The organism is Xenorhabdus mauleonii (assembly GCF_900113945.1).
GTDB classification, from domain to species: domain Bacteria; phylum Pseudomonadota; class Gammaproteobacteria; order Enterobacterales; family Enterobacteriaceae; genus Xenorhabdus; species Xenorhabdus mauleonii.
Genome location: NZ_FORG01000010.1, coordinates 77,167 through 99,437 on the forward strand (window position 1 = coordinate 77,167; position 22,271 = coordinate 99,437).

Consider the following 22,271-nt stretch of genomic DNA (forward strand, 5'->3'; position numbering starts at 1 on the left):
TTCCCATGCTTACTTCAGGGGTTATATTAGCAGCAGGCTAATTCAAATTCCAAATGGGCGGGTACTATGCCATGTTCACTATCCATAGGTAAGAAACGGATAGCAAAACGTGTTTTATAACCGGAAACTTGTGGGTAAACCAAAGCGTTCGTATCGACATTTAACTTTAATCTCAGCAGATCGGCTTCATCTGCATTTCCCTGATAAAAACCATTGTGGCTGATTTTAGGGGTAAAAACTGCCGAGTGACGTATTAACTCCAGAATGCTTTCCAGTGCTTGTTGCAATGGGTGCAAGCTATCTAGCCAAACCTTGACGGAGTCATCTCTGACGGACTGTGGCAAATGCAACCACAGGTGCAATGTTGGCAAATCAAAACTACAGCAACCACCGGGAATGCTGAGTCTTTGACGTACCATACTAATAATCCGATCTTCCTTGATATATTGGCTGAGCCTGGGCGCTTGATGCAAGGCGAGGCTGCGTTCTTTGAGCTGTTGTGTCAAATTGTTAATCATAGCTGTATCAGCATTGGGAGCGCCGAGCCACAGTTTTAGTTTTGCTTGTTGGCGATCCAGCTCTTTCAATAATTCAGAACGGACTTCTCCACGCTCCAGGATCTCAATTAATTCAGCGATTGTACGGAAAAAAGACAGGCTGCTTGCTTGAGAATCCAAATGACGCTGCTTTTCCAATTGCTGTAGTGAAGACTCAATTCTTAACCATGAACGCATTTTTTCATTGAGCGGATGTTCAAAAATAATAGTAGAGGCTACATCACTCATTATGATTTTCCTGTCTGACTGATTTTGCTTGTTTTAAATATTGCTGATGTAACTCAACCACACGGGAGGCAATATCTTGTTCGCTGTGTTGATTCAAAATGACATCATCCGCTTTTTCCAGCCGAGCGTGTCGGTTGGCCTGTGCAGCCAGAATATTTTCGACTTGCTGACGACTGACACCATCACGGGCCATTGTTCGGCTAATTTGTTCTTCTGGTGAAACATCAACGACTAAAATACGATCTGCCCGGTTTGCTAAATCATTTTCAATCAACAGGGGAACCACCCAAATGGCGTATGGGGCAGTGATTTGCTTTAGTTGTCGCTGAGTTTCTGCTTGTATCAGTGGATGTAACAGAGCATTGAGCCACTGCTTTTCTTCCGGGGAAGTAAACACTTTTTGGCGCAGCTGAGCGCGGTTGAGGTTGCCATCGAGCAATAATATGTCAGAGCCGAAGTGCTCTGAGATTGCCTGTAACGCTGGAGTGCCAGGAGCAACAACGTCTCTGGCGATGATATCTGCATCCACAATAGGGACACCAAGGGATGAAAATACATTAGAGATAGTCGTTTTACCGCTACCAATTCCACCTGTAAGCGCAACAATATAAGTCATTCTATCCCTTAAAATATTTCGATAGCATAATTAAATTGTAACTCAAGGGAGGCTGATGGGCTATAAACAAACACATATAATCCCTGCTTTGCATCCTTGATAAATAGCTAATGAAAAAGCGCTAATGAAATATGTGAATTACTTGTTTATGCCAGTATTGTGCCCAATTGGAAAATAGGCAAATACATAGCCAGTAATAATAAACCGACCACTGATGCCATTATCAGCATCAATAAGGGTTCAAGTAATTGAACTAAATTATCAGCAAGGTTAATGGATTTTTCTTGATACCATTTTGCAAGATTAAATAAAAACAACTCTAGCTCCCCTGATTCTTCACCTATGGCGACAAATTGCTGGCATAACGAAGGAAAGCATGTCGCTTTTTTTAAGGTATCACTCATTGGTATTCCTTGTAGCAGCTCTGTATGCAACATTTTGATCCCAGTCATAAAAACAGGATGGTTTGTGGCACTTAGAGCACATTTCAATCCTGTTGTGAGAGGTAACCCTGCTTTCTGTGTCATGAATAGGATATGAAAGATCTGATTAGTTTGCTGATAAATTGTAAGTTGTTTGAAAAGAGGTAATTTAAGCAAAAGTATTTTTTCTTTTATTTGCAATACCGGAAAGCGATTGCGTAACCATAGGTAACTCATTAGGCATATAAATATAAGTATTAATATTAATGCGCCATAGTTAACAAAAAGGTCAGAACCCGATAAAACCCACTGAGTTAGCAAGGGTAAGGTGGCATTAAATGAAGAATAAACTTGCCGGAATTCGGGCAAAACAAAAACCAGCATGAGAATAACCACTAGTAAGGTGATAAAAGCAACAATCAACGGGTAGCGATAAGCTTTTTGTATTTTCTTTTGTAAGGTATTTTGCTGTTGTAATTGGTCAATGATTAATTGGCAGCAGCTTTCAAGCTGCCCGGTTTGTTCTCCAACGGCGATGATCTGACAGAGTAAAGGGGAAAATAATTTTGGATAATGTCCCAATGCTGCCGAAAATGGCTCCCCTTGGCTAATTTTCTGCATGATATCTGTTAATACACAGCGCCAGAGATCAAGTTTGCAATCTTGCAATAAGATAGACAGCCCCCGCAAAAGGGGGATGCCCGATGTCAGCAATGTGCTGAGTTGATGAATGAAATGCAGTCGATAAGCGATTTCTTTTTCACTGTATTGAATGATTTTGTGGCATTTAATGGCATAGGGTTGGAGTTCAAGGTGGCTTAATTGCCTGAATATACTCTTTTTACTGTGGCCGATACTCTCACCGGTTATCACTTTTCCTTTATTGTTAATGGCTTGCCATCGATAAATAAATTCTATGTTCATACAGATTCATAACCTGTGATCTGATAAATCTCTTCAAGTGTAGTTATTCCTTTTTCCACTAATGCCAGACCTGCTGAAAAGAGTGTTGAATTTTGCTGTGGTGCAAACAAATGTGAGAGGTTGGCAGCCAGATTGCTTGCCGGTGCTTGTTGAGATTCAGGCTTGATTTCGAGGAATTCATAAATGGCTGTCCTGCCATAATAGCCAGAAAAACAGTGATCACAGCCAACCGCAATCCATTTTTTTATTGCTAAGGTGGAAGAGGTTTCTGTGGAAGAGATTCCGGCGTTATCAAGCGCATCAGGAATAAGAGTCGAAGTGATATCTTGCTGGCGGCAGTGGGGGCAGAGTTTGCGAACCAGCCTTTGGGCAATAATCAATTTCACGCATGAAGAAATGGTATAGCCAGAGATGCCCAAATTTTGCAAACGGGACAAGGTATCAATGGTGGAATTGGTATGTAGTGTTGATAAGACTAAGTGCCCAGTTTGTGCTGCTTTCATTGATATATCGGCGGTTTCATTGTCACGAATTTCACCAACCATGATAATGTCGGGATCTTGCCGTAATAGTGCCCTGAGCACTTTAGCAAAATCGAGGCCTATCTTGTTATTTACAGGTGTCTGGTTAATGCCATTGAGAGGAATTTCAACGGGATCTTCGACACTGCAAATGTTCTTTTTGGTTTGGTTTAAATATTGCAGGCAGCTATACAGGGTGACTGTTTTCCCGCTACCGGTTGGGCCTGTGACTAAAATCATACCTTGTGGCAAATGGATTTTTTGCTTTAATAAGCTCAATTGTGAATCAGCCAGCCCCAGTTGTTCCAAAGATAATTGGTGTATGGTATTTAAAATACGCAGGACTACTTTTTCCCCATGCAATGTCGATAATGTTGATATACGTATGGCATAGCTGCTTTTACTGCCATTCCAATCAAATTGCCCATCTTGTGGCTGGCGTTTTTCGGCAATATTAAGTTTTGCCATGATTTTTAATCGGGCAGGAATACTGGTATTCATTTGAGGAGGCGGTGTTTGCATAGTATGCAATATTCCATCAACACGAATGCGTATTTGGTAACCATGCTGAGAAGGTTCAAAGTGAATGTCAGATGCTCTTTTCTGGATTGCGGTTGATATTGTTTGATTGATTAACTGAATAACAGGCGTATCAATATCTTCATCTTGGATGTCGTTGAGCTGTATTGAATTATGGTCAGATGAATTAACATTCAGTTTTTCGATACGATAAGGCTCCTCATTATCATTCTCCGTGCAATAATTCCCTTCCAAATTCAACGAGCTTTCTTTTGGTTGCTGAGATTGTGTCAAAATGACTTTCGTTAACATGGATTCTATTTTGGCCTGAGGCCAAATAGCGATATTTACAATTAAGCCAGAAATAAAACGCAGTGCAGCTATAAAATCCTCATTAGGTGTTTTGCTACAGGCAATAGTAATAGCGTGATGGTCAATATTTACAATAATTGATTGATGTTTTTGGCAGAGTTCTTTTATTTCTTTTTCCATTAAGATATCTTCCTTGTCTATCATGGTATTTTTCTCTTTATTTGTTTATTGATTGTTATTTGTCACTCCAATTATTTTTCAAAACTTCAAGGTTTCCTGACATTTCAATTTTAATGATTCATTTTTAGACTCACAGGTGATTTTCCATTGAGTGATGCCTGTTTTAGACTCTTGGGAAGGTTTTAAAATAGCATTGAGACCGCTGAGATTTTGTTTGCCAGAGAGGGTTATTTCACCATCTTTTACGGATATTGAATTGATATATCGGCTGTTGTGACCCGAGGGAATGGAAAGTTGCCCAGAATTACAATCCTTATAACTTTCATTTTCAAAACGACAGAGTTCGATGCCGGATTTATAAGGCACAATAGCTTGCAGCATATCGGTCAAGGCTGCTTTTTGAATATATCCTTGATAACTGGGAATGCCTATCGCACCAAGAATAGCGACAATCGCCATTACAACCATCACTTCTATTAATGTAAATCCTTGCTGGTTCATACTTCTTTTTTCCTTTTACATACAGTTTCTAGTGCTTAATTTTATTTAACTAAATTGGGTGGTGTTAACGATAAAATACCGATGTAAATAAGCATGAAGAAAATGGCAGAAAATAAAATAGTATTAGTGATTTTTATGGAACAGTTTCAAGGAAATAATCTTGTGTTACATTTATTGCAAAAGGTTTTTCGAGTTTGTTTGCAAATAAAAAACAGTGGAAGATATTTTTAGAGTGGAAGTGTTAAGCTGTTACACTGTAAAAAGTGATATTTCACTGGGTAAAAGCCTATCGGCATCGATATGAAAATCGTGATATTGACAGATAAGGGGACAATAGATGAAGTTGCATGATGGTTGGATTGATGTCGCAAAGAAAGTCGTTTCTCCACATTGTGACTTGCGCCCAGAGGGTGAGATCCCATCACTACTGGTTATTCATAACATCAGCTTGCCTCCCGGAAAGTTTGGTGGTTCTTATATTGATCAATTATTTATGGGCACCCTAAATCCGAATGATGCCCCCTTCTTTGATGAAATCAAGCATTTGCGTGTCTCTGCACATTGCTTAATTCGCCGTGATGGAGAAATTGTACAGTATGTTCCTTTCAATAAAAGGGCATGGCATGCCGGAATTTCTTCTTACTGTGGCCGTGAGAAATGTAATGATTTTTCGATAGGCATTGAACTGGAAGGTACTGATTATGAGGCGTTCATGGAAACTCAGTACGTAAGTTTAGCTAACATAACTCAGCTGCTTATTAGCCAATATCCTGGTATACAGGGCAACATTACAGGGCACAGTGATATTGCACCGGACAGGAAAACCGATCCCGGGCCTTATTTTTATTGGGAACATTATCAGCAACTATTGAAGGAGTTAACTCAATGACTCTCTTTATTTTATTGTTAATATTGGCATGGGAACGCGTCTTTAAGATGGGAAACCATTGGCAGTTGGAGCGTTATTTAGCGCCGCTTTTTGCCAGAATAAAAACATATTCTCTGTGGAGTAGTTTGGGCGTGGCCTTTTTGGTCATGTTTTTGACATGGAAACTCATGGCCTTTTTCTACTCGGTGGCTTTTGGGATTCCAGCAATTTTGCTCGGTATTATCATCAGCTTGTTATGCATAGGTGCTGGCGAGTTACGTAATAACTACCGTGGCTATCTTCAGGCCGTGCGTCATGAAGATCCCGAACAGCAAAGACAGCATCTTTTTCACTTAACCATGATACAGGGAACAACACCTGACAATACAAAAGATGAGCAACTGCGCGAAATTCAAAACGCTTTAATCTGGATAAATTTTCGTTATTATCTCGCGCCGATTTTTTGGTTAGTTGTATTAGGGAAATTTGGCCCTGCTATTTTGATGGGGTATAGCTGCCTCAGAGCTTATCAAGGATGGCTGGCACAACACGCAACGGCGGTACAGCGGGCGCAATCTGGTGTTGATGGCATATTGCACTGGCTGGATTGGCTTCCTGCACGTTTGGCAGGTATTGCTTATGCTTTATTGGGTCATGGTGAAAAAGCTTTACCGGCTTGGATCGCTTCACTCACTGATTTTCGCACGTCACAATATAAAGTGGTCAGCCAGTTGGCTCAATTTGCATTAAGTAAATCGCCTCATCTCAATGTGTTGGAAACGCCTGCCGTAGCCGTAAGGCTAGCTAAAAAAGCGACATTTACGATTGTGATTATTGTTGCATTATTAACAATTTATGGGGCATTGATTTAATATATTAAATTATATGATGTGTTATGGATGACTTTATTTGAAGTATTATGTGGGGATTTATCAGGGGTAGTTAATACTTTAATTGTTATCATTACATATAAAGATGATTGATTTTAATAAGTCCCTGGCAGTTTATTATCAGCATTACATTAATTCACGCGTAATAAACAAAATGGTAATTTATAAAACACATCAACTTTGCTGATATTTATTATTACCGATAACTCGCGGTTATGGTGGTAGTGCGTATATGGTGCAGCACATATATGGTACTAGTGCGTAATGATCGCGAGTTTTTATAGCATAAACGGGTTATTCAAACGTTAAATCCCATCAGATTTTCTGCCTAAAAAATCCCCTCTAGTTATAATTTTCTAATAAAAATTAAAATAATTTGTTAAAATTTGCAGATTTTTATGATTTGCCTCAAGGTCTTTATAGACAGCTAGTGAATACTTTGTTACTTTAAGACCCTGTATTCTAAATTGGTATTACCAATTGACTCCGGTCTTGTTATTTTTGGCTTGCTGGCTATAATTCAGGCTGCGAGGCTTAGGTAAACAGGGCATAGTCCGAAGCAACATTTACTCATTGAATGGCTTACAGCAGATATGGCCTATAGCAAGATTCGCCAACCAAAGTTATCAGATGTGATTGAGCAGCGTCTTGAGCAGCTCATTCTTGAAGGCTCGCTTCGCCCGGGAGAAAAGCTGCTGCCTGAGCGTGAGCTGGCGAAACAGTTCGAAGTATCACGCCCTTCATTGCGTGAAGCCATTCAAAAATTGGAAGCCAAAGGCTTTCTTTTCCGTCGTCAAGGGGGAGGAACTTTCGTGCAGAATAATCTGTGGCAAAGTTTCAGCGATCCACTTGCCCAACTCATTGCAGAGAATCAAGAATCTCAGTTCGATCTTCTCGAAGCGCGACACGCGCTGGAAGGGGTTGCCGCTTATTATGCCGCCCTGAGAGGAACGGATGAAGATTTTAAACGTATTGAGCAAAGCCATTTTGCTATCCAAGAGGCACAACAAAGCGGCGATGTGAATGCGGAATCTGATGCTGTCTTGCAATATCAGCTTGTTGTAACGGAAGCCGCTCATAACGTGGTATTGCTGCATTTATTGCGCTGTATGGTCCCAATGTTAGAACAAAATATCAGGCGCAATTTCGAATTCATCTATACCCGTAAAGAGATGCTGGCGGCTGTCAGTTCTCATCGAGCTGAAATTTTCCACGCGATTATGGCAAGAGAACCGGAAAAAGCCCGTGAGGCTTCTCATCGTCACTTGGCCTTTATTGAAGAAGTTTTATTGGATCTGACTCGTGAACAGACGCGTCGTGAACGTTCATTGAGGCGGCTCCAGCAACATCAGGAATAAGAGCCTGTCCCTTGGGCTTTATAAATCAAATTCCTTGATGGGTAGGCTCTAAACTTAGCTGTACAAATCCTGACTGCTGCGTTTGTACAGTTTGTGAACTCTTTATCCAAGAGTTTTAGCAGCAACATATAGCAGGGCCTATCTTCCGGTCATAACGGGCTGTCGTCAAAAGGTATGACCAGAAGATAGGCTCCAACAATCATTAGAAATAGATAACAGATAAGGAATACACCATGTCAGATATTTTGAAAAATGACGTGGATCCGATCGAAACTCGCGATTGGTTGCAGGCGATCGAATCGGTCATCCGTGAAGAAGGTGTTGAGCGTGCTCAGTTCCTGATTGATCAGGTTTTGAATGAAGCTCGTAAAGGTGGCGTTAGTGTTGCCGCAGGCGCTGCAAGCCGTGATTATATCAACACCATTCCTGTCGAAGATGAGCCAGCTTATCCAGGTAACCTGGACTTAGAGCGCCGTATTCGTTCTGCTATTCGTTGGAATGCAGTGATGACCGTTCTGCGTGCATCTAAAAAAGATCTGGAACTGGGCGGACACATGGCATCATTCCAGTCTTCCGCTACTGTTTATGAAGTTTGTTTTAACCATTTCTTCCGCGCTCGCAATGAAAATGATGGCGGTGACTTGGTTTACTTCCAGGGCCACATTTCTCCGGGTATCTACGCTCGTGCGTTCCTTGAAGGCCGTCTGACTGAAGAGCAGATGAACAATTTCCGTCAGGAAATCGGTGGTAAAGGTCTGTCTTCTTACCCGCATCCAAAACTGATGCCTGACTTCTGGCAGTTCCCAACTGTTTCTATGGGCTTGGGGCCAATTTCCGCTATCTATCAGGCTAAATTCCTGAAATATCTGGAAAATCGTGGTCTGAAAGATACGTCTAAACAAACCGTTTACGCTTTCTTGGGCGACGGTGAAATGGATGAGCCAGAATCCAAGGGTGCGATCACTATCGCAACTCGTGAAAAACTGGATAACCTGGTATTTATCATCAACTGTAACTTGCAACGTCTGGATGGCCCAGTTACTGGTAACGGCAAAATCGTTAACGAACTGGAAGGCATCTTCGACGGCGCTGGCTGGCAGGTACTGAAAGTCCTGTGGGGTGAGCGTTGGGATGCACTGCTGCGTAAAGACACCAGCGGTAAGCTGATCCAGTTGATGAACGAAACTCTGGATGGCGACTATCAGACATTCAAGTCTAAAAATGGCGCTTATGTTCGTGAGCATTTCTTCGGTCGTTACCCAGAAACTGCTGCATTAGTCAAAGACATGACTGATGACGAAATCTGGTCTCTGAATCGTGGTGGTCACGATCCTAAGAAAGTTTTCGCTGCACTGACCAAAGCTCAGCAAACTACCGGCAAACCAACTGTAATCCTGGCTCAGACCATTAAAGGTTACGGTATGGGTGATACTGCTGAAGGTAAAAACATTGCTCACCAAGTTAAGAAAATGAACATGGAAGGCGTTCGTCTGTTCCGTGATCGTTTCAATGTGCCTGTATCTGATGAGCAAATCAATGATTTGCCATTCGTGACTTTCGACAAAGACTCTGAAGAATCTAAATATCTGCATGAGCGTCGTAATGCACTGAGTGGTTACTTGCCAAGCCGTCGTGTTAACTTCGACGAAAAACTGGAAATCCCAGCTCTGGAAGATTTCAGCTCTTTGCTGGAAGAACAATCCAAAGAAATTTCTACTACTATCGCTTTCGTTCGTGCACTGAACATCATGCTGAAGAACAATTCGATCAAAGATCGTCTGGTTCCAATCATCGCTGATGAAGCACGTACTTTCGGTATGGAAGGTCTGTTCCGCCAAATCGGTATCTACAGCCCGAATGGTCAGCAGTATACTCCGCAAGACCGTGAGCAGGTTGCATACTATAAAGAAGACGCAAAAGGTCAGATCCTGCAAGAAGGTATCAACGAACTGGGCGCTGCTTCATCTTGGCTGGCTGCTGCAACTTCTTACAGCACCAACAACCTGCCAATGATTCCGTTCTACATTTACTACTCCATGTTCGGATTCCAGCGTATCGGTGATCTGTGCTGGGCTGCGGGTGACCAACAGGCTCGTGGCTTCTTGGTTGGTGGTACTTCTGGTCGTACGACTCTGAACGGTGAAGGCTTGCAGCATGAAGATGGTCACAGCCACATTCAGTCTCTGACTATCCCTAACTGTATCTCTTATGACCCAGCATTCGCTTATGAAGTGGCTGTTATCATGCATGACGGTCTGGATCGCATGTATGGTGAGAAACAAGAAAACATCTACTACTACATCACGACTCTGAACGAAAACTACCACATGCCAGCAATGCCAGCAGGCGCTGAAGAAGGTATCCGTAAAGGTATCTACAAGCTGGAAAGCTTGGAAGGCGGAAAAGGCAAAGTTCAGTTGTTGGGTTCTGGTTCTATCCTGCGTCATGTTCGTGAAGCAGCGAAGATCCTGTCTGATGAATACGGTATTGGTTCTGACGTATACAGCGTAACGTCCTTCACTGAACTGGCTCGCGAAGGTCAGGATTGTGAACGTTGGAACATGCTGCACCCATCAGAACAGCCTCGCGTTCCTTACATTGCTCAGATCATGAACGAAGCACCAGCAGTTGTTTCAACCGATTACATGAAACTGTTCGCAGAACAAGTACGTAACTTTGTTCCTGCAAGCGAATTCCGTGTATTGGGTACTGATGGTTTCGGTCGTTCTGACAGCCGTGAAAACTTGCGTCATCACTTCGAAGTTGATGCTTCTTACGTGGTTGTTGCAGCTCTGGGTGAATTGGCTAAACGTGGCGAAATTGATGTGAAAGTGGTTGAAGAAGCGATCACTAAATACAACATCAACCCAGAAAAAGTTAACCCACGTCTGGCATAAGAGGTAAAGATTAATGTCTATTGAAATTAACGTACCTGATATCGGTGCAGATGAAGTTGAAGTTACCGAAATCATGGTAAAAGTGGGTGACACTGTAGAAGCAGAACAGTCACTGATCACAGTTGAAGGTGATAAGGCTTCCATGGAAGTCCCATCTCCACAGGCTGGTGTAGTTAAAGAAATCAAAATTGCGGTTGGCGATAAAGTTGAAACCGGCAAATTGATCATGATTTTTGAATCCGCAAATGGTGCCGCAGAAGCTGCACCAGCACCGGCACAGCAAGCGGCAGCTCCGGCTGCGGCGCCAGTAGCGGCTGAAAGCAAAGAAGTTCATGTACCAGATATTGGTGGTGACGAAGTTGAAGTAACCGAAATCATGGTCAAAGTCGGTGACACCATCACTGAAGAACAATCTTTGATCACTGTTGAAGGTGACAAGGCTTCCATGGAAGTGCCTGCGCCATTCGCAGGTACTGTGAAAGAGATCAAAATCGCTGCGGGCGATAAAGTTAAAACCGGTTCTCTTATCATGGTATTCGAAGTTGCGGGTTCTGCAGCACCAGTGGCAGCCCCTGTAGCTGCTCCAGCAGCGCCAGCAGCCTCTGCGGCGAAAGAAGTTCATGTACCAGATATCGGTGGTGACGAAGTTGAAGTAACCGAAATCATGGTCAAAGTGGGTGACACCATCGCTGAAGAACAATCTTTGATTACTGTTGAAGGTGACAAGGCTTCCATGGAAGTACCTGCACCATTCGCAGGTACTGTGAAAGAGATCAAAATCGCTGCGGGCGATAAAGTTAAAACCGGTTCTCTTATCATGGTATTCGAAGTTGCCGGCGCAGCACCTGCTCCAGTGGCAGCACCAGCAGCGGCTCCAGCTCCTGCAGCAGCACCTGCGAAAGCAGCGCCAGCAGCAAGCAAGCCAGCAGAAGGCAAAAACGAATTCGCAGAAAATGACGCTTACGTTCATGCAACTCCAGTGATCCGTCGTCTGGCTCGTGAATTTGGTGTGAACCTGGCGAAAGTCAAAGGTACTGGCCGCAAAGGTCGCATCCTGCGTGAAGACGTTCAGGCTTACGTGAAAGATGCTATCAAACGCGCAGAAGCAGCTCCTGCTGCTGCGGGCGGCGGTCTGCCAGGCATGCTGCCTTGGCCGAAAGTTGATTTCAGCAAGTTCGGTGAAATCGAAGAAGTTGAAATGAGCCGCATCCAGAAAATCTCTGGTGCAAACCTGAGCCGTAACTGGGTCATGATCCCTCATGTTAACCTGTTCGATGAAGCGGATATCACAGAAGTTGAAGAATTCCGTAAACAACAGAACAAAGAAGCTGAGAAGAAACAGCTGGGCGTGAAAATCACTCCATTGGTATTCGTGATGAAAGCGGCTGCAAAAGCATTGGAAGCAATGCCTCGCTTTAACAGCTCTATTTCTGAAGATGGCCAGAAGCTGATTCTGAAAAAATATGTCAACATCGGTATCGCGGTTGACACGCCTAACGGTCTGGTTGTTCCTGTATTCAAGGACGTCAACAAGAAAGGCATCATGGAACTGTCCAGAGAACTGGCTGAAGTTTCCAAGAAAGCACGTGCCGGTAAGCTGACTGCATCTGACATGCAGGGTGGTTGTTTCACCATCTCCAGCTTGGGTGGTATCGGTACTACCGGTTTTGCACCAATTGTAAATGCACCAGAAGTGGCAATCATGGGTCTGTCTCGTTCTTCCATGAAGCCTGTCTGGAATGGCAAGGAATTCGTTCCTCGTCTGATCCTGCCTATGTCTCTGTCTTTCGACCACCGTGTGATCGATGGAGCTGACGGTGCACGTTTCATCACTTATATTAATCAGTTGATGAGCGACATTCGCCGTTTGGTGATGTAATACACAGGCCGGTAAATATACCGGCCTAATGATTACTACCGTGACAGATATTTTCTCCTGATATCTGACAGGTTGAGATTTCTGTCACGTTAACGCACTTTTCAGGTTATTTACAATTCTGTAAACTGCTCGCGGTGTGTACGTCCCGGTGGAATAAGGTTTTTTTTACTCAATGGATTTTAGGTTGCAGCTCGGCGGCAAGTGAACAAATCCCCAGAAGCATGGATAACTGTGTACTTGGGATAAGAGAGCGAAGCCAGCAAAGCGGCAATGTGAAATGCGAAGAGTATTTTCGTCTGACCCGCCGGACAAACAATTAAGAGGTCATGATGAGTACTGAAATTAAAGCCCAGGTAGTGGTGCTTGGTGCAGGCCCTGCTGGGTATTCTGCTGCTTTCCGTTGTGCAGACTTAGGTTTGGATACCGTTCTGGTTGAGCGTTATTCTACTCTAGGTGGTGTCTGTCTGAATGTGGGTTGTATCCCATCCAAAGCGCTGCTTCATGTTGCAAAAGTGATTGAAGAAGCAAAAGCACTGGCACAACACGGTATCGTGTTTGGTGAGCCACAAACTGATATCGACAAGATCCGTCTCTGGAAAGAAAAAGTCATTTCCCAGTTGACTGGCGGTCTGGGCGGTATGGCTAAGGGCCGTAAAGTTAATGTTGTGAATGGTATTGGTAAATTTACCGGTGCTAACACTCTGGTAGTTGAAGGCGAGAACGGCGCAACAACGATTAATTTTGATAATGCCATTATCGCAGCGGGCTCACGTCCAATTCAGCTGCCATTCATTCCACATGATGATCCTCGCGTATGGGATTCTACCGATGCTCTGGAACTGAAAACTGTTCCAGGACGCTTGCTGGTTATGGGCGGCGGTATTATCGGTCTGGAAATGGGTACTGTTTACCACGCTCTGGGTTCTCAGATCGACGTGGTGGAAATGTTCGATCAGGTCATTCCTGCTGCGGACAAAGACATTGTTAAAGTATTCACTAAGCGTGTCAGCAAGAAGTTCAACCTGATGCTGGAAACTAAAGTGACTGCGGTAGAAGCTAAAGAAGATGGCATCTACGTAACAATGGAAGGCAAAAAAGCACCAGCAGAACCACAGCGTTATGACGCGGTTCTGGTTGCTATCGGTCGTGTACCAAACGGTAAATCTCTGGATGCAGGTAAAGCTGGCGTCGAAGTTGATGAGCGTGGCTTTATCAATGTTGATAAGCAAATGCGTACTAACGTACCGCACATCTTCGCTATCGGTGATATCGTTGGTCAGCCAATGCTGGCACATAAAGGTGTTCACGAAGGTCACGTTGCTGCTGAAGTTATCTCTGGCAAGAAACATTACTTCGATCCTAAAGTTATCCCTTCCATAGCTTACACTGAACCAGAAGTTGCATGGGTTGGCCTGACTGAGAAAGAAGCGAAAGAGAAAGGCATCAATTACGAAACTGCAACTTTCCCATGGGCAGCTTCTGGCCGTGCAATCGCTTCTGATTGTTCAGATGGTATGACCAAACTGATTTTCGATAAAGAAACTAACCGTGTTATCGGTGGTGCTATTGTGGGTACTAACGGCGGCGAACTGCTGGGTGAAATCGGTCTGGCTATCGAAATGGGTTGTGATGCAGAAGATATCGCTCTGACTATCCATGCTCACCCAACGCTGTACGAATCAATCGGTATGGCTGCTGAAATTTATGAAGGCAGCATCACTGACTTGCCAAACCCAAAAGCAAAGAAAAAGAAATAATCTTTTCTCTTTTGCCGTAGGTTAGGTAAACATTTTAAACGGCTTCCATCTGGGAGCCGTTTTTCATTTTGTGACGCAAATAAAACGTGAGTTATGCTGTCAATGTTTTGGGCTGATTAAACCACTCACGGCCTTGTTCTCTTTCAGCATCGACCCCGGCATCAGCAAACAGTGTGACTACTTGCTGATCACTGGTCATGGTTTCTGCAAGTTTCCATGCGGATTTCCAGTTTGCGGCTGATGACGAACCAATTTTTATGCCAGTCAGATGGTAAAACTCATACATTGCGGTAATGGCTTCTTCATAGGAGACTGGGTTGAACTGTGGTTCTTCCGGCATGAATTTTTGGATAAAAGGCTGACGGAAACCCCAGCCAAAACCACCGGCACCCGCAAACTTTTTCTTGCCGTTAGGTGCTGCAAGCGATCCGTAAGGTAATTCCTTTGTTGTGCTCGCCATGACGACCAGTTGAGGGTTATCCTGACGTAAGGCAGCACTTACACCCGCTAGCGTACCGCCAGTTCCTACCGCTGCCACCCAACCATCAGCATAAGTACCGTTTAATTGACGCCGGATCTCTTCACCGGTTTGGTATTGATGCATGGTGGTGTTTACCAGGTTGATATGTTGGGCGAGGAGTGTCCAACTGCTGTCTTCATGGGCAATTTGCTGACCGCGAGCAAGAACACCCATCAGGAAAAGGTTGTGATCGACAGGAGTGATAATGGCGTTGGTCGTTTTTAAGTCCTCGACTAACTCTTCCGAGGCGGAATCAGGAATAACCACATGTACCGGGATATCGCACATACGGCCCAAATGAGCCAAGGCTTTCGCCATATTACCGCCAGAAGCATCAAGTAATTTTAGTTCTCCTTGGGAGAAGTCATGTTTATTGATGGCATCACAAAATAAACCAAAGGCGACTCGGTCTTTCACTGAACCAAACGGGTTTTCAGACTCAAGTTTGGCAAGAATTGAGGCTTTTCCCTCTGGTGAGGGCACTGAAATTAACGGTGTATTACCCAGAGCGGCATAAATTTCTTTCAATTGGGGAAATAGAGTAAATGCTTTTTCTGTATTTGGTACGTTATCTTGTGGATTAAATAAATCAAGATTCATTATATATTCCTTCAATGTATCGAATAGATAAAAAATTCTCACCGAGTTAGTTGGTATTTAAATTTGCGTTCTTCTAAATCGAGTCGTTTTTATTACACCATTATCTTTTCTTATTTGAAGTGTTACATTTTTCCATTATTTAATTAGTTTTTTCCATTGCTCCGATAAATTAATTGTATTAATTTTTAGCTTCAAATAGAGAAGGTAATACTATGTTGTGAACTTGAAAATGAGATATCAAGAACAGCAACCTCTACTGAGTATTATGCAAAGCCCTGGCGTTGGCCTCAGCATTTTTAATTTAGTCATGGTGTTTTATCGGGAATGTTTCCTCCATATATAAAGTGAGTGAGTTTTATTGTTACGTAATTATTGTTTTTTTGTTTACTTCGGGTGCCATTATTGGTTATTTTGTCTTATGGTTTATGGGCTTTTTGTGCTTCTTAGATAATTTGTATGTAGCATATAGTGCTGTGCTTTTAGGTAAATGGCTGGGGATATGTTGAATGATTCGCCATATATCCGATGTCATATATATTTCTCTTGTTATATATAAATGTTGCTGTCCATTTAAATCATATTTATTTAGTTTGGTTGTCACATGTCGAGGGTTTATTATGTTATAACACTATAATTATCCGTGCGTAATTTGTCTTCTCTAGCTGGCGCTCTGTTTATATGAAAAATAACGAATTAGATTTTTCTATTTAGATTGTTAGAATCAAATATATGGCTTTTTTTTATTAAATTGGATCAATCTTACTTGGATTATAGAAGCGTTAGGACCGCTTATGATGGATGCCCAGATGATATTTGAGTTTTTATTTGAGTAAACTGAAACAGCCTTCAGATGAAAGCCGTATCTATTTGATAAATATTATTGCTTTTTTCATTGATTTTTATTGAACAAAGTTAATATATTTAAAAATGTTGTAGGGAGGAGTTTTAAAGATATGCTTTTAATCGATAGAAATTATTGACTTTTTCCCACTGTGGACTTTCTTTAGGGATCAATGTCATTGAAATAGTATCAATATTATGACTTTCTGCTTTAAATCCGAGCCTTTCGTAAAAAGGTTCAGCATAGTGTTTAGAGTTTACCCGTAGCTCTTCGTTAGTTAATGACTCCACGGCTTTTTCAACCAACAAACTTCCAATACCTTGAGCGCCAGGATGTGTGAGCAGATAATCTATGTAATCTGGCTTTCCATAACTAAATCCAGATGTGCCTGGTAAAAACACCATAATACCAACAGGTATATTAACTTGCGTGAAGCAGACAAAATAACGATGCCCAGAATTTGAATTTGTTGAAGTTAAAGTAGAAAGCAGGGGATGTGGGTGGTCTTTTTGTATTCCTTCATAAACGGATGTAAAAGATTGCTGCCTTACGGAATATTCATTTTTAGTTAGATCGAAGTCAGAAGTATTAATATTCATGCGATCAAGATGTCTGAGCATTTGATTTCTATCAACTTCTCTAATAGTTGTTGCATATTTCCTTTTATATCTTTCTTTAGGTGATAAACCTATAGGGAGCAGTGATTTAATGTTATTAAACAATGAGTAATTTTTCATGGCAAAAATCTCCAGTGCATTTGACTGCTTTACAAAATATAGCATCTCCATAGAAAACTAGGTGGACGTTTAATGAATTGATAACCATCAAAAGCCATATTTTAAAATTTAAAATATTATCTTAAAATTATTATACAGCATTTTATTGTTATTTATTATGCCAGTTGATAAAGACATAGCCTTGTTTTTACATATTCAAAATATTAAACTTTTCGGAATGCTTTCGTATAAATATTCGATTGAGAGAATTTATGGGAAATTGGTAATAAATTATGGTGGAGATTTTTTATGATATGGTGCCTTTTTTATTCAATAACACTTAAATAAATTTAACATTCCTTTATTTTTTAAGGCAATGCGAGAAGTTTGTTAAGTTCTCTATGAGAAAAAAGAAAATTTGAAAAATGGAAGAATAAAATTCAGTATTTTCAAGATACATCAGAAAAAAACAGAATTTTTGCCTGATATACACGCTTAAGTGACTCTTATCTAGAATTTTATCGCTGTTTAATGTTGATTTTATGTGAATGAATTAACATGTCATTCAAATTTTGGTATGCTAAACGCCCAAAGCTGGGCATAATTCTGAGGTTATGCGAGCAAAATCCTCTGACCTGGCACCCTCAACGATCGTTTTAACGGATTGTTTTTGGATTAACGTTTTCAATGATCGGACCGGGTGCAGACAGCCGGGTATATAAAATGACAATGAGAGCGAGGAGTAAGTCGTGCTAGAAGAATACCGCAAGCACGTAGCCGAGCGTGCAGCTCAAGGCATCGTCCCTAAACCGTTAGACGCAGCTCAAGCAGCCGCGCTGGTCGAATTACTGAAGAATCCACCTCAAGGTGAAGAAGATTTCCTGCTAGATCTGTTGACCAATCGAGTTCCCCCTGGTGTAGATGAAGCCGCTTATGTCAAAGCGGGTTTCCTTGCCGCTATTGCCAAGGGGGAAGCGGCTTCTCCTCTTGTTACTCATGAAAAAGCCACCGAATTATTGGGAACCATGCAGGGCGGGTATAATATCCACGCTTTAGTTGACGCTCTTGATGATGAAAAATTGGCGCCTATCGCAGCAAAAGCGCTTTCTCATACGCTGCTGATGTTTGATAGCTTCTATGATGTGGAAGAAAAAGCGAAAGCCGGCAACGCTCATGCTAAACAGATTATTCAATCATGGGCCGACGCAGAATGGTTCCTTGAGCGCCCTGAATTAGCAGAAAAAATTACTGTTACGGTCTTTAAGGTCACGGGTGAAACTAACACCGATGATCTCTCTCCAGCACCTGATGCTTGGTCACGTCCTGATATTCCTCTGCATGCTCTGGCAATGCTCAAGAATGCCCGCGAAGGTATTGAGCCTGATCAAGCCGGTGTCGTAGGCCCGATTAAACAAATCGAAGCATTGAATCAAAAAGGCTATCCGCTGGCCTATGTTGGTGACGTTGTTGGGACTGGCTCTTCCCGCAAATCAGCAACTAACTCTGTGTTGTGGTTTATGGGTGAAGACATTCCGTTTGTGCCGAATAAGCGCGGTGCCGGCGTAGTATTGGGCGGCAAAATTGCGCCAATTTTCTTCAATACCATGGAAGATGCTGGCGCTTTGCCCATCGAAGTGGACGTATCCAAACTCAACATGGGTGATGTGATTGATATTTACCCGCATAAAGGTGAAATCCGTCATCATGAAACAAATGAGTTACTGGCTACTTTTGAACTGAAAACGGATGTACTCATTGATGAAGTGCGTGCCGGTGGTCGTATTCCACTGATTATCGGACGTGGCTTGACCGGAAAGGCGCGTGAATCTCTGGGGCTGCCGCACAGCAATGTATTCCGTCAGGCAAAAGAAGTTGCGAAAAGCGATCGTGGTTTCTCACTGGCTCAGAAAATGGTTGGCCGTGCTTGCGGTACAGCAGGTATCCGCCCGGGAGAATACTGTGAGCCTAAGATGACTTCTGTCGGTTCTCAGGATACCACAGGGCCAATGACACGGGATGAATTGAAGGATCTGGCGTGTCTGGGGTTCTCTGCGGATTTGGTCATGCAGTCATTCTGTCATACTGCGGCTTATCCAAAACCGGTTGATGTAACAACACACCATACTCTGCCTGACTTTATCATGAACCGTGGTGGGGTATCGCTGCGTCCGGGAGACGGCATTATCCATTCATGGCTGAACCGTATGCTGTTGCCGGATACTGTCGGTACTGGCGGTGATTCTCACACTCGTTTCCCGATTGGTATCTCTTTCCCTGCTGGATCTGGCTTGGTGGCTTTTGCTGCTGCAACAGGCGTGATGCCGTTGGATATGCCTGAATCTGTTTTGGTTCGTTTTAAAGGAAAAATGCAGCCTGGCATCACGTTGCGTGATCTGGTTCATGCGATACCTTACTATGCGATTCAGCAAGGCTTGCTGACTGTCGAGAAGAAGGGCAAGAAAAACATCTTCTCTGGCCGTATTCTTGAAATCGAAGGTCTGCCAGAGCTTAAAGTTGAGCAGGCATTTGAATTAGCTGACGCGTCTGCGGAGCGTTCTGCGGCAGGTTGTACCATTAAGCTGGATAAAGAGCCAATCATCGAATACCTGCAATCGAATGTCGTATTGCTGAAGTGGATGATTGCGGAAGGCTATGGCGATCGCCGGACACTGGAACGCCGTATTATTGGCATGGAAAACTGGCTGAAAGATCCTCAATTGCTGGAAGCGGATGCAGATGCTGAATATGCTGCTGTGATTGAAATCGATCTGGCTGACATCAAAGAGCCTATTTTGTGTGCACCAAACGATCCGGATGATGCACGTCTGCTATCAGCAGTGGCTAACAGCAAAATTGATGAAGTCTTTATCGGTTCTTGCATGACCAATATCGGCCATTTCCGTGCGGCGGGTAAATTACTGGATCAACACAAAGGCCAGTTACCAACTCGCTTGTGGGTTGCTCCTCCAACCAAAATGGATGCAGCTCAATTAACGGAAGAAGGCTATTACAGTGTCTTTGGCAAGAGTGGGGCGCGCATTGAGATCCCAGGTTGTTCATTGTGTATGGGGAATCAGGCTCGTGTAGCAGATGGTGCAACCGTGGTATCCACATCTACCCGTAACTTCCCGAATCGCCTCGGTTCCGGTGCAAATGTTTATCTGGCTTCGGCTGAGTTAGCTGCGGTGTCGTCGTTGTTAGGACGCTTGCCAACGCCTGAAGAATATTTGCAATTTATGGATAAAGTTGATGAAACTGCGGCAGATACTTATCGCTACCTGAATTTTGATCAATTGAATCAATACACAGAAAAAGCGGAAGAAGTTATCTTCCAAACCGCAGTATAAAAAAGTATATTGCATTAAAAGGAGGCGAAAGCCTCCTTTTTTTATGTGTAATTCAGGGAGTTTTGTGTCAGTTTGTGGACTACCTCTGAGGTGGAATGAATGGAAATGTTTAAAATCCAGAAAAGTTGATTTGGTATAAGCAGGAAAATAGTGGAGGTGCGTGATGGAATATGAATTTACGCAGGATATTGCTGGTCATGTGACAACTTTTTTCTCGATGGATCATGAAGCCATTGGCCATTGGTTGAATGAAGAAGTCAAAGGTGATTTAAGCATCTTGGATAAAATTATCGCGGCATTGAGCGATATTAAAGGTAGTGAAAAACAGTGGCAGCTGGAGGGGCATGAATACACTCTATTAATGAGTGAAGATGAGATAATGATCAGGGCTAATCAACTCCAGTTTGATACTGAAATGATAGAAGAGGGAATGAGTTATTACGATAACGAAAGCCTGGCTTTTTGTGGAACAGACGATTTTATCGGTATGCTCGACGATTACAGGGCATTTATTTTGCAAAAGAATCAAGCATAAGTACAAATGTTCAACCTATGATAGCTTTCTGTCATAATCGGCATTCCATCACTTTCTGTGTGATGAACATTGGATATGTTGCAAGCGTTTGTGTTGCCGTTGTATATATTGCAATCGTCATTTTTCTGTTTTTTTGAACAGGAACCTATGCTAACTGATGGTGCTCATAACCTTTAATGATACTGAGTGAAATAGGTTCCAACAATAATGGTGGACTTTGTATGGAAGAGCTAAATCTGTCGCATGAGATTGATAAAGCAGCGGGTTGGTTTGCCAACAATCAGGATTTATTGATCCAGTATACAGTGAACATTGTATCAGCCATTCTGATCCTTATTGTGGGTTTATTTATTGCAAAAGTAGTCAGTAAAACCGTTAAGCGTGTTATGTCATTACGTGATATCGACGCTACTATTGCCGACTTTTTGTCTGCGATTATTCGCTATGCCATTATTGCATTTACGATTATCGCTGTTCTTGGGAAGCTGGGCATTCAGACTGCATCCGTAATTGCCGTGATCGGTGCCGCAGGTTTGGCTGTCGGCTTGGCATTGCAGGGTTCGCTGTCTAATTTTGCTGCCGGTGTTTTGCTAGTCCTGTTTCGCCCGCTTCGCACTGGTGAATATGTCATTATCGGTGCCGTGGAAGGAACCGTTATACAAGTGCAAATTTTCTCTACGACATTACGCACAGCAGATGATCGCATCATTGTTATCCCCAACGGTAAGATTATTGCCGACAACATTATCAATACAAGCCGTGAGCCGAACCGCCGTACCCAGATCATCGTGGGAGTAGCATATAATGCGGATATTGATGAAGTGAAAAAAGTGCTGGGCGATGTCATCAAAGAAGATAAACGTATCCAGCATGAAAAAGGCGTCACTATCCGATTGCATGAAATGGCACCTTCCTCGCTGAATTTTATTGTGCGTGTATGGACAGTCAATGGCGATGCCTGGAATGTGTATTGGGATCTGATGGAAAACTTTAAGCGTGCCCTAGACAAGCATAATATTGGTATTCCGTTCCCACAAATGGATGTTTATCTGCACCAGCAACAAATCGCTTCACAAAAAAGTATCGACAACCGGAGTGAGTAAGCGGCATCCATAGCGATGCATCTTGAACGGCAATAGGCAGTAGTCGTAAGAGCCATGTCGCTGTGTGAATATTTGTGTAAGCACATTGGTATAAGAACATTGGTGTGAGAACAGTTATGCTCACACCAAATCTAGATAATTTCCCCCGCCTAAAATCATCATCACTTTTTCTAATGATAG

At 42.7% G+C, this 22,271-nt stretch carries 16 protein-coding genes; 9 read left to right on the forward strand and 7 right to left on the reverse strand.

Annotated features, from left to right (window positions below; genetic code table 11):
- Positions 1–26 precede the first annotated feature (26 nt).
- From zapD to ppdD, 5 genes are all read right to left on the reverse strand, one after another.
- Positions 27–785, reverse strand: a complete 759-nt coding sequence (zapD, locus tag BM100_RS11375; RefSeq protein ID WP_092511006.1) for a cell division protein ZapD — start codon at positions 783–785, stop codon at positions 27–29.
- Positions 778–1,401, reverse strand: coding sequence for a dephospho-CoA kinase (gene coaE / locus BM100_RS11380; protein WP_092511008.1), 624 nt, complete (start codon positions 1,399–1,401; stop codon positions 778–780). Before coaE ends, zapD begins: the two co-directional genes overlap by 8 nt.
- Before the next feature lie 146 nt (positions 1,402–1,547).
- Entirely contained in the window at positions 1,548–2,747 is a 1,200-nt protein-coding gene (hofC, locus tag BM100_RS11385) for a protein transport protein HofC (protein ID WP_092511010.1), read from the reverse strand.
- Positions 2,744–4,303 (reverse strand): type II secretion system protein GspE, encoded by a 1,560-nt coding sequence (gspE, locus tag BM100_RS11390; protein WP_092511012.1) that lies wholly within the window; start codon positions 4,301–4,303, stop codon positions 2,744–2,746. Before gspE ends, hofC begins: the two co-directional genes overlap by 4 nt.
- A gap of 54 nt (positions 4,304–4,357) precedes the next feature.
- Entirely contained in the window at positions 4,358–4,780 is a 423-nt protein-coding gene (gene ppdD, locus BM100_RS11395; protein WP_092511014.1) for a prepilin peptidase-dependent pilin, read from the reverse strand.
- 337 nt (positions 4,781–5,117) lie between these two features.
- On the opposite strand from ppdD, the gene ampD reads away from it, so the two are divergent.
- From ampD to lpdA, 6 genes are all read left to right on the forward strand, one after another.
- Positions 5,118–5,669 (forward strand): 1,6-anhydro-N-acetylmuramyl-L-alanine amidase AmpD, encoded by a 552-nt coding sequence (gene ampD, locus BM100_RS11400; protein ID WP_092511016.1) that lies wholly within the window; start codon positions 5,118–5,120, stop codon positions 5,667–5,669.
- Positions 5,666–6,520, forward strand: coding sequence for a beta-lactamase regulator AmpE (gene ampE / locus BM100_RS11405; RefSeq protein WP_092511018.1), 855 nt, complete (start codon positions 5,666–5,668; stop codon positions 6,518–6,520). Before ampD ends, ampE begins: the two co-directional genes overlap by 4 nt.
- Positions 6,521–7,131: 611 nt before the next feature.
- Positions 7,132–7,896, forward strand: coding sequence for a pyruvate dehydrogenase complex transcriptional repressor PdhR (pdhR, locus tag BM100_RS11410; RefSeq protein WP_092511020.1), 765 nt, complete (start codon positions 7,132–7,134; stop codon positions 7,894–7,896).
- Between the two features lie 233 nt (positions 7,897–8,129).
- Positions 8,130–10,793: a pyruvate dehydrogenase (acetyl-transferring), homodimeric type gene (aceE, locus tag BM100_RS11415; RefSeq protein ID WP_092511022.1), complete on the forward strand. Its 2,664-nt coding sequence runs from the start codon at positions 8,130–8,132 to the stop codon at positions 10,791–10,793.
- Positions 10,794–10,806: 13 nt separating this feature from the next.
- On the forward strand, positions 10,807–12,672 hold the full coding sequence (gene aceF, locus BM100_RS11420) for a pyruvate dehydrogenase complex dihydrolipoyllysine-residue acetyltransferase (RefSeq protein WP_092511024.1): 1,866 nt from the start codon (positions 10,807–10,809) through the stop codon (positions 12,670–12,672).
- Between the two features lie 329 nt (positions 12,673–13,001).
- Positions 13,002–14,429 carry a dihydrolipoyl dehydrogenase gene (lpdA, locus tag BM100_RS11425; RefSeq protein ID WP_169924653.1) on the forward strand — a complete coding sequence of 476 codons (1,428 nt, stop codon included), beginning with the start codon at positions 13,002–13,004 and terminating at the stop codon, positions 14,427–14,429.
- A 91-nt stretch (positions 14,430–14,520) separates the two neighbouring features.
- Here the strand turns inward: lpdA and BM100_RS11430 are convergent, their stop codons facing one another.
- Both BM100_RS11430 and BM100_RS11435 read right to left on the reverse strand, forming a co-directional pair.
- Positions 14,521–15,549: a pyridoxal-phosphate dependent enzyme gene (locus BM100_RS11430; RefSeq protein ID WP_092511028.1), complete on the reverse strand. Its 1,029-nt coding sequence runs from the start codon at positions 15,547–15,549 to the stop codon at positions 14,521–14,523.
- Positions 15,550–16,494: 945 nt separating this feature from the next.
- Entirely contained in the window at positions 16,495–17,127 is a 633-nt protein-coding gene (locus BM100_RS11435) for a GNAT family N-acetyltransferase (RefSeq protein ID WP_169924652.1), read from the reverse strand.
- A gap of 728 nt (positions 17,128–17,855) precedes the next feature.
- Between BM100_RS11435 and acnB the strand changes: the two genes are divergently transcribed.
- The 3 genes from acnB (at position 17,856) to mscS (ending at position 22,091) form a co-directional block, all read left to right on the forward strand.
- On the forward strand, positions 17,856–20,453 hold the full coding sequence (gene acnB, locus BM100_RS11440; protein WP_092511032.1) for a bifunctional aconitate hydratase 2/2-methylisocitrate dehydratase: 2,598 nt from the start codon (positions 17,856–17,858) through the stop codon (positions 20,451–20,453).
- 163 nt (positions 20,454–20,616) lie between these two features.
- A complete protein-coding gene (locus tag BM100_RS11445; protein ID WP_092511034.1) occupies positions 20,617–20,988 on the forward strand; it encodes a YacL family protein in 372 nt (123 codons plus the stop codon).
- Positions 20,989–21,209: 221 nt separating this feature from the next.
- Entirely contained in the window at positions 21,210–22,091 is an 882-nt protein-coding gene (mscS, locus tag BM100_RS11450; protein WP_092511036.1) for a small-conductance mechanosensitive channel MscS, read from the forward strand.
- Positions 22,092–22,271 lie beyond the last annotated feature (180 nt).

Bases quoted from the DNA above. Each gene is read 5' to 3' on its own strand.
- zapD (WP_092511006.1), bottom strand. From the start codon at position 785: ATGAGTGATGTAGCCTCTACTATTATTTTTGAACATCCGCTCAATGAA.
- coaE (WP_092511008.1), bottom strand. From the start codon at position 1,401: ATGACTTATATTGTTGCGCTTACAGGTGGAATTGGTAGCGGTAAAACG.
- hofC (WP_092511010.1), bottom strand. From the start codon at position 2,747: ATGAACATAGAATTTATTTATCGATGGCAAGCCATTAACAATAAAGGA.
- gspE (WP_092511012.1), bottom strand. From the start codon at position 4,303: ATGATAGACAAGGAAGATATCTTAATGGAAAAAGAAATAAAAGAACTC.
- ppdD (WP_092511014.1), bottom strand. From the start codon at position 4,780: ATGAACCAGCAAGGATTTACATTAATAGAAGTGATGGTTGTAATGGCG.
- ampD (WP_092511016.1), top strand. From the start codon at position 5,118: ATGAAGTTGCATGATGGTTGGATTGATGTCGCAAAGAAAGTCGTTTCT.
- ampE (WP_092511018.1), top strand. From the start codon at position 5,666: ATGACTCTCTTTATTTTATTGTTAATATTGGCATGGGAACGCGTCTTT.
- pdhR (WP_092511020.1), top strand. From the start codon at position 7,132: ATGGCCTATAGCAAGATTCGCCAACCAAAGTTATCAGATGTGATTGAG.
- aceE (WP_092511022.1), top strand. From the start codon at position 8,130: ATGTCAGATATTTTGAAAAATGACGTGGATCCGATCGAAACTCGCGAT.
- aceF (WP_092511024.1), top strand. From the start codon at position 10,807: ATGTCTATTGAAATTAACGTACCTGATATCGGTGCAGATGAAGTTGAA.
- lpdA (WP_169924653.1), top strand. From the start codon at position 13,002: ATGAGTACTGAAATTAAAGCCCAGGTAGTGGTGCTTGGTGCAGGCCCT.
- BM100_RS11430 (WP_092511028.1), bottom strand. From the start codon at position 15,549: ATGAATCTTGATTTATTTAATCCACAAGATAACGTACCAAATACAGAA.
- BM100_RS11435 (WP_169924652.1), bottom strand. From the start codon at position 17,127: ATGAAAAATTACTCATTGTTTAATAACATTAAATCACTGCTCCCTATA.
- BM100_RS11445 (WP_092511034.1), top strand. From the start codon at position 20,617: ATGGAATATGAATTTACGCAGGATATTGCTGGTCATGTGACAACTTTT.
- mscS (WP_092511036.1), top strand. From the start codon at position 21,210: ATGGAAGAGCTAAATCTGTCGCATGAGATTGATAAAGCAGCGGGTTGG.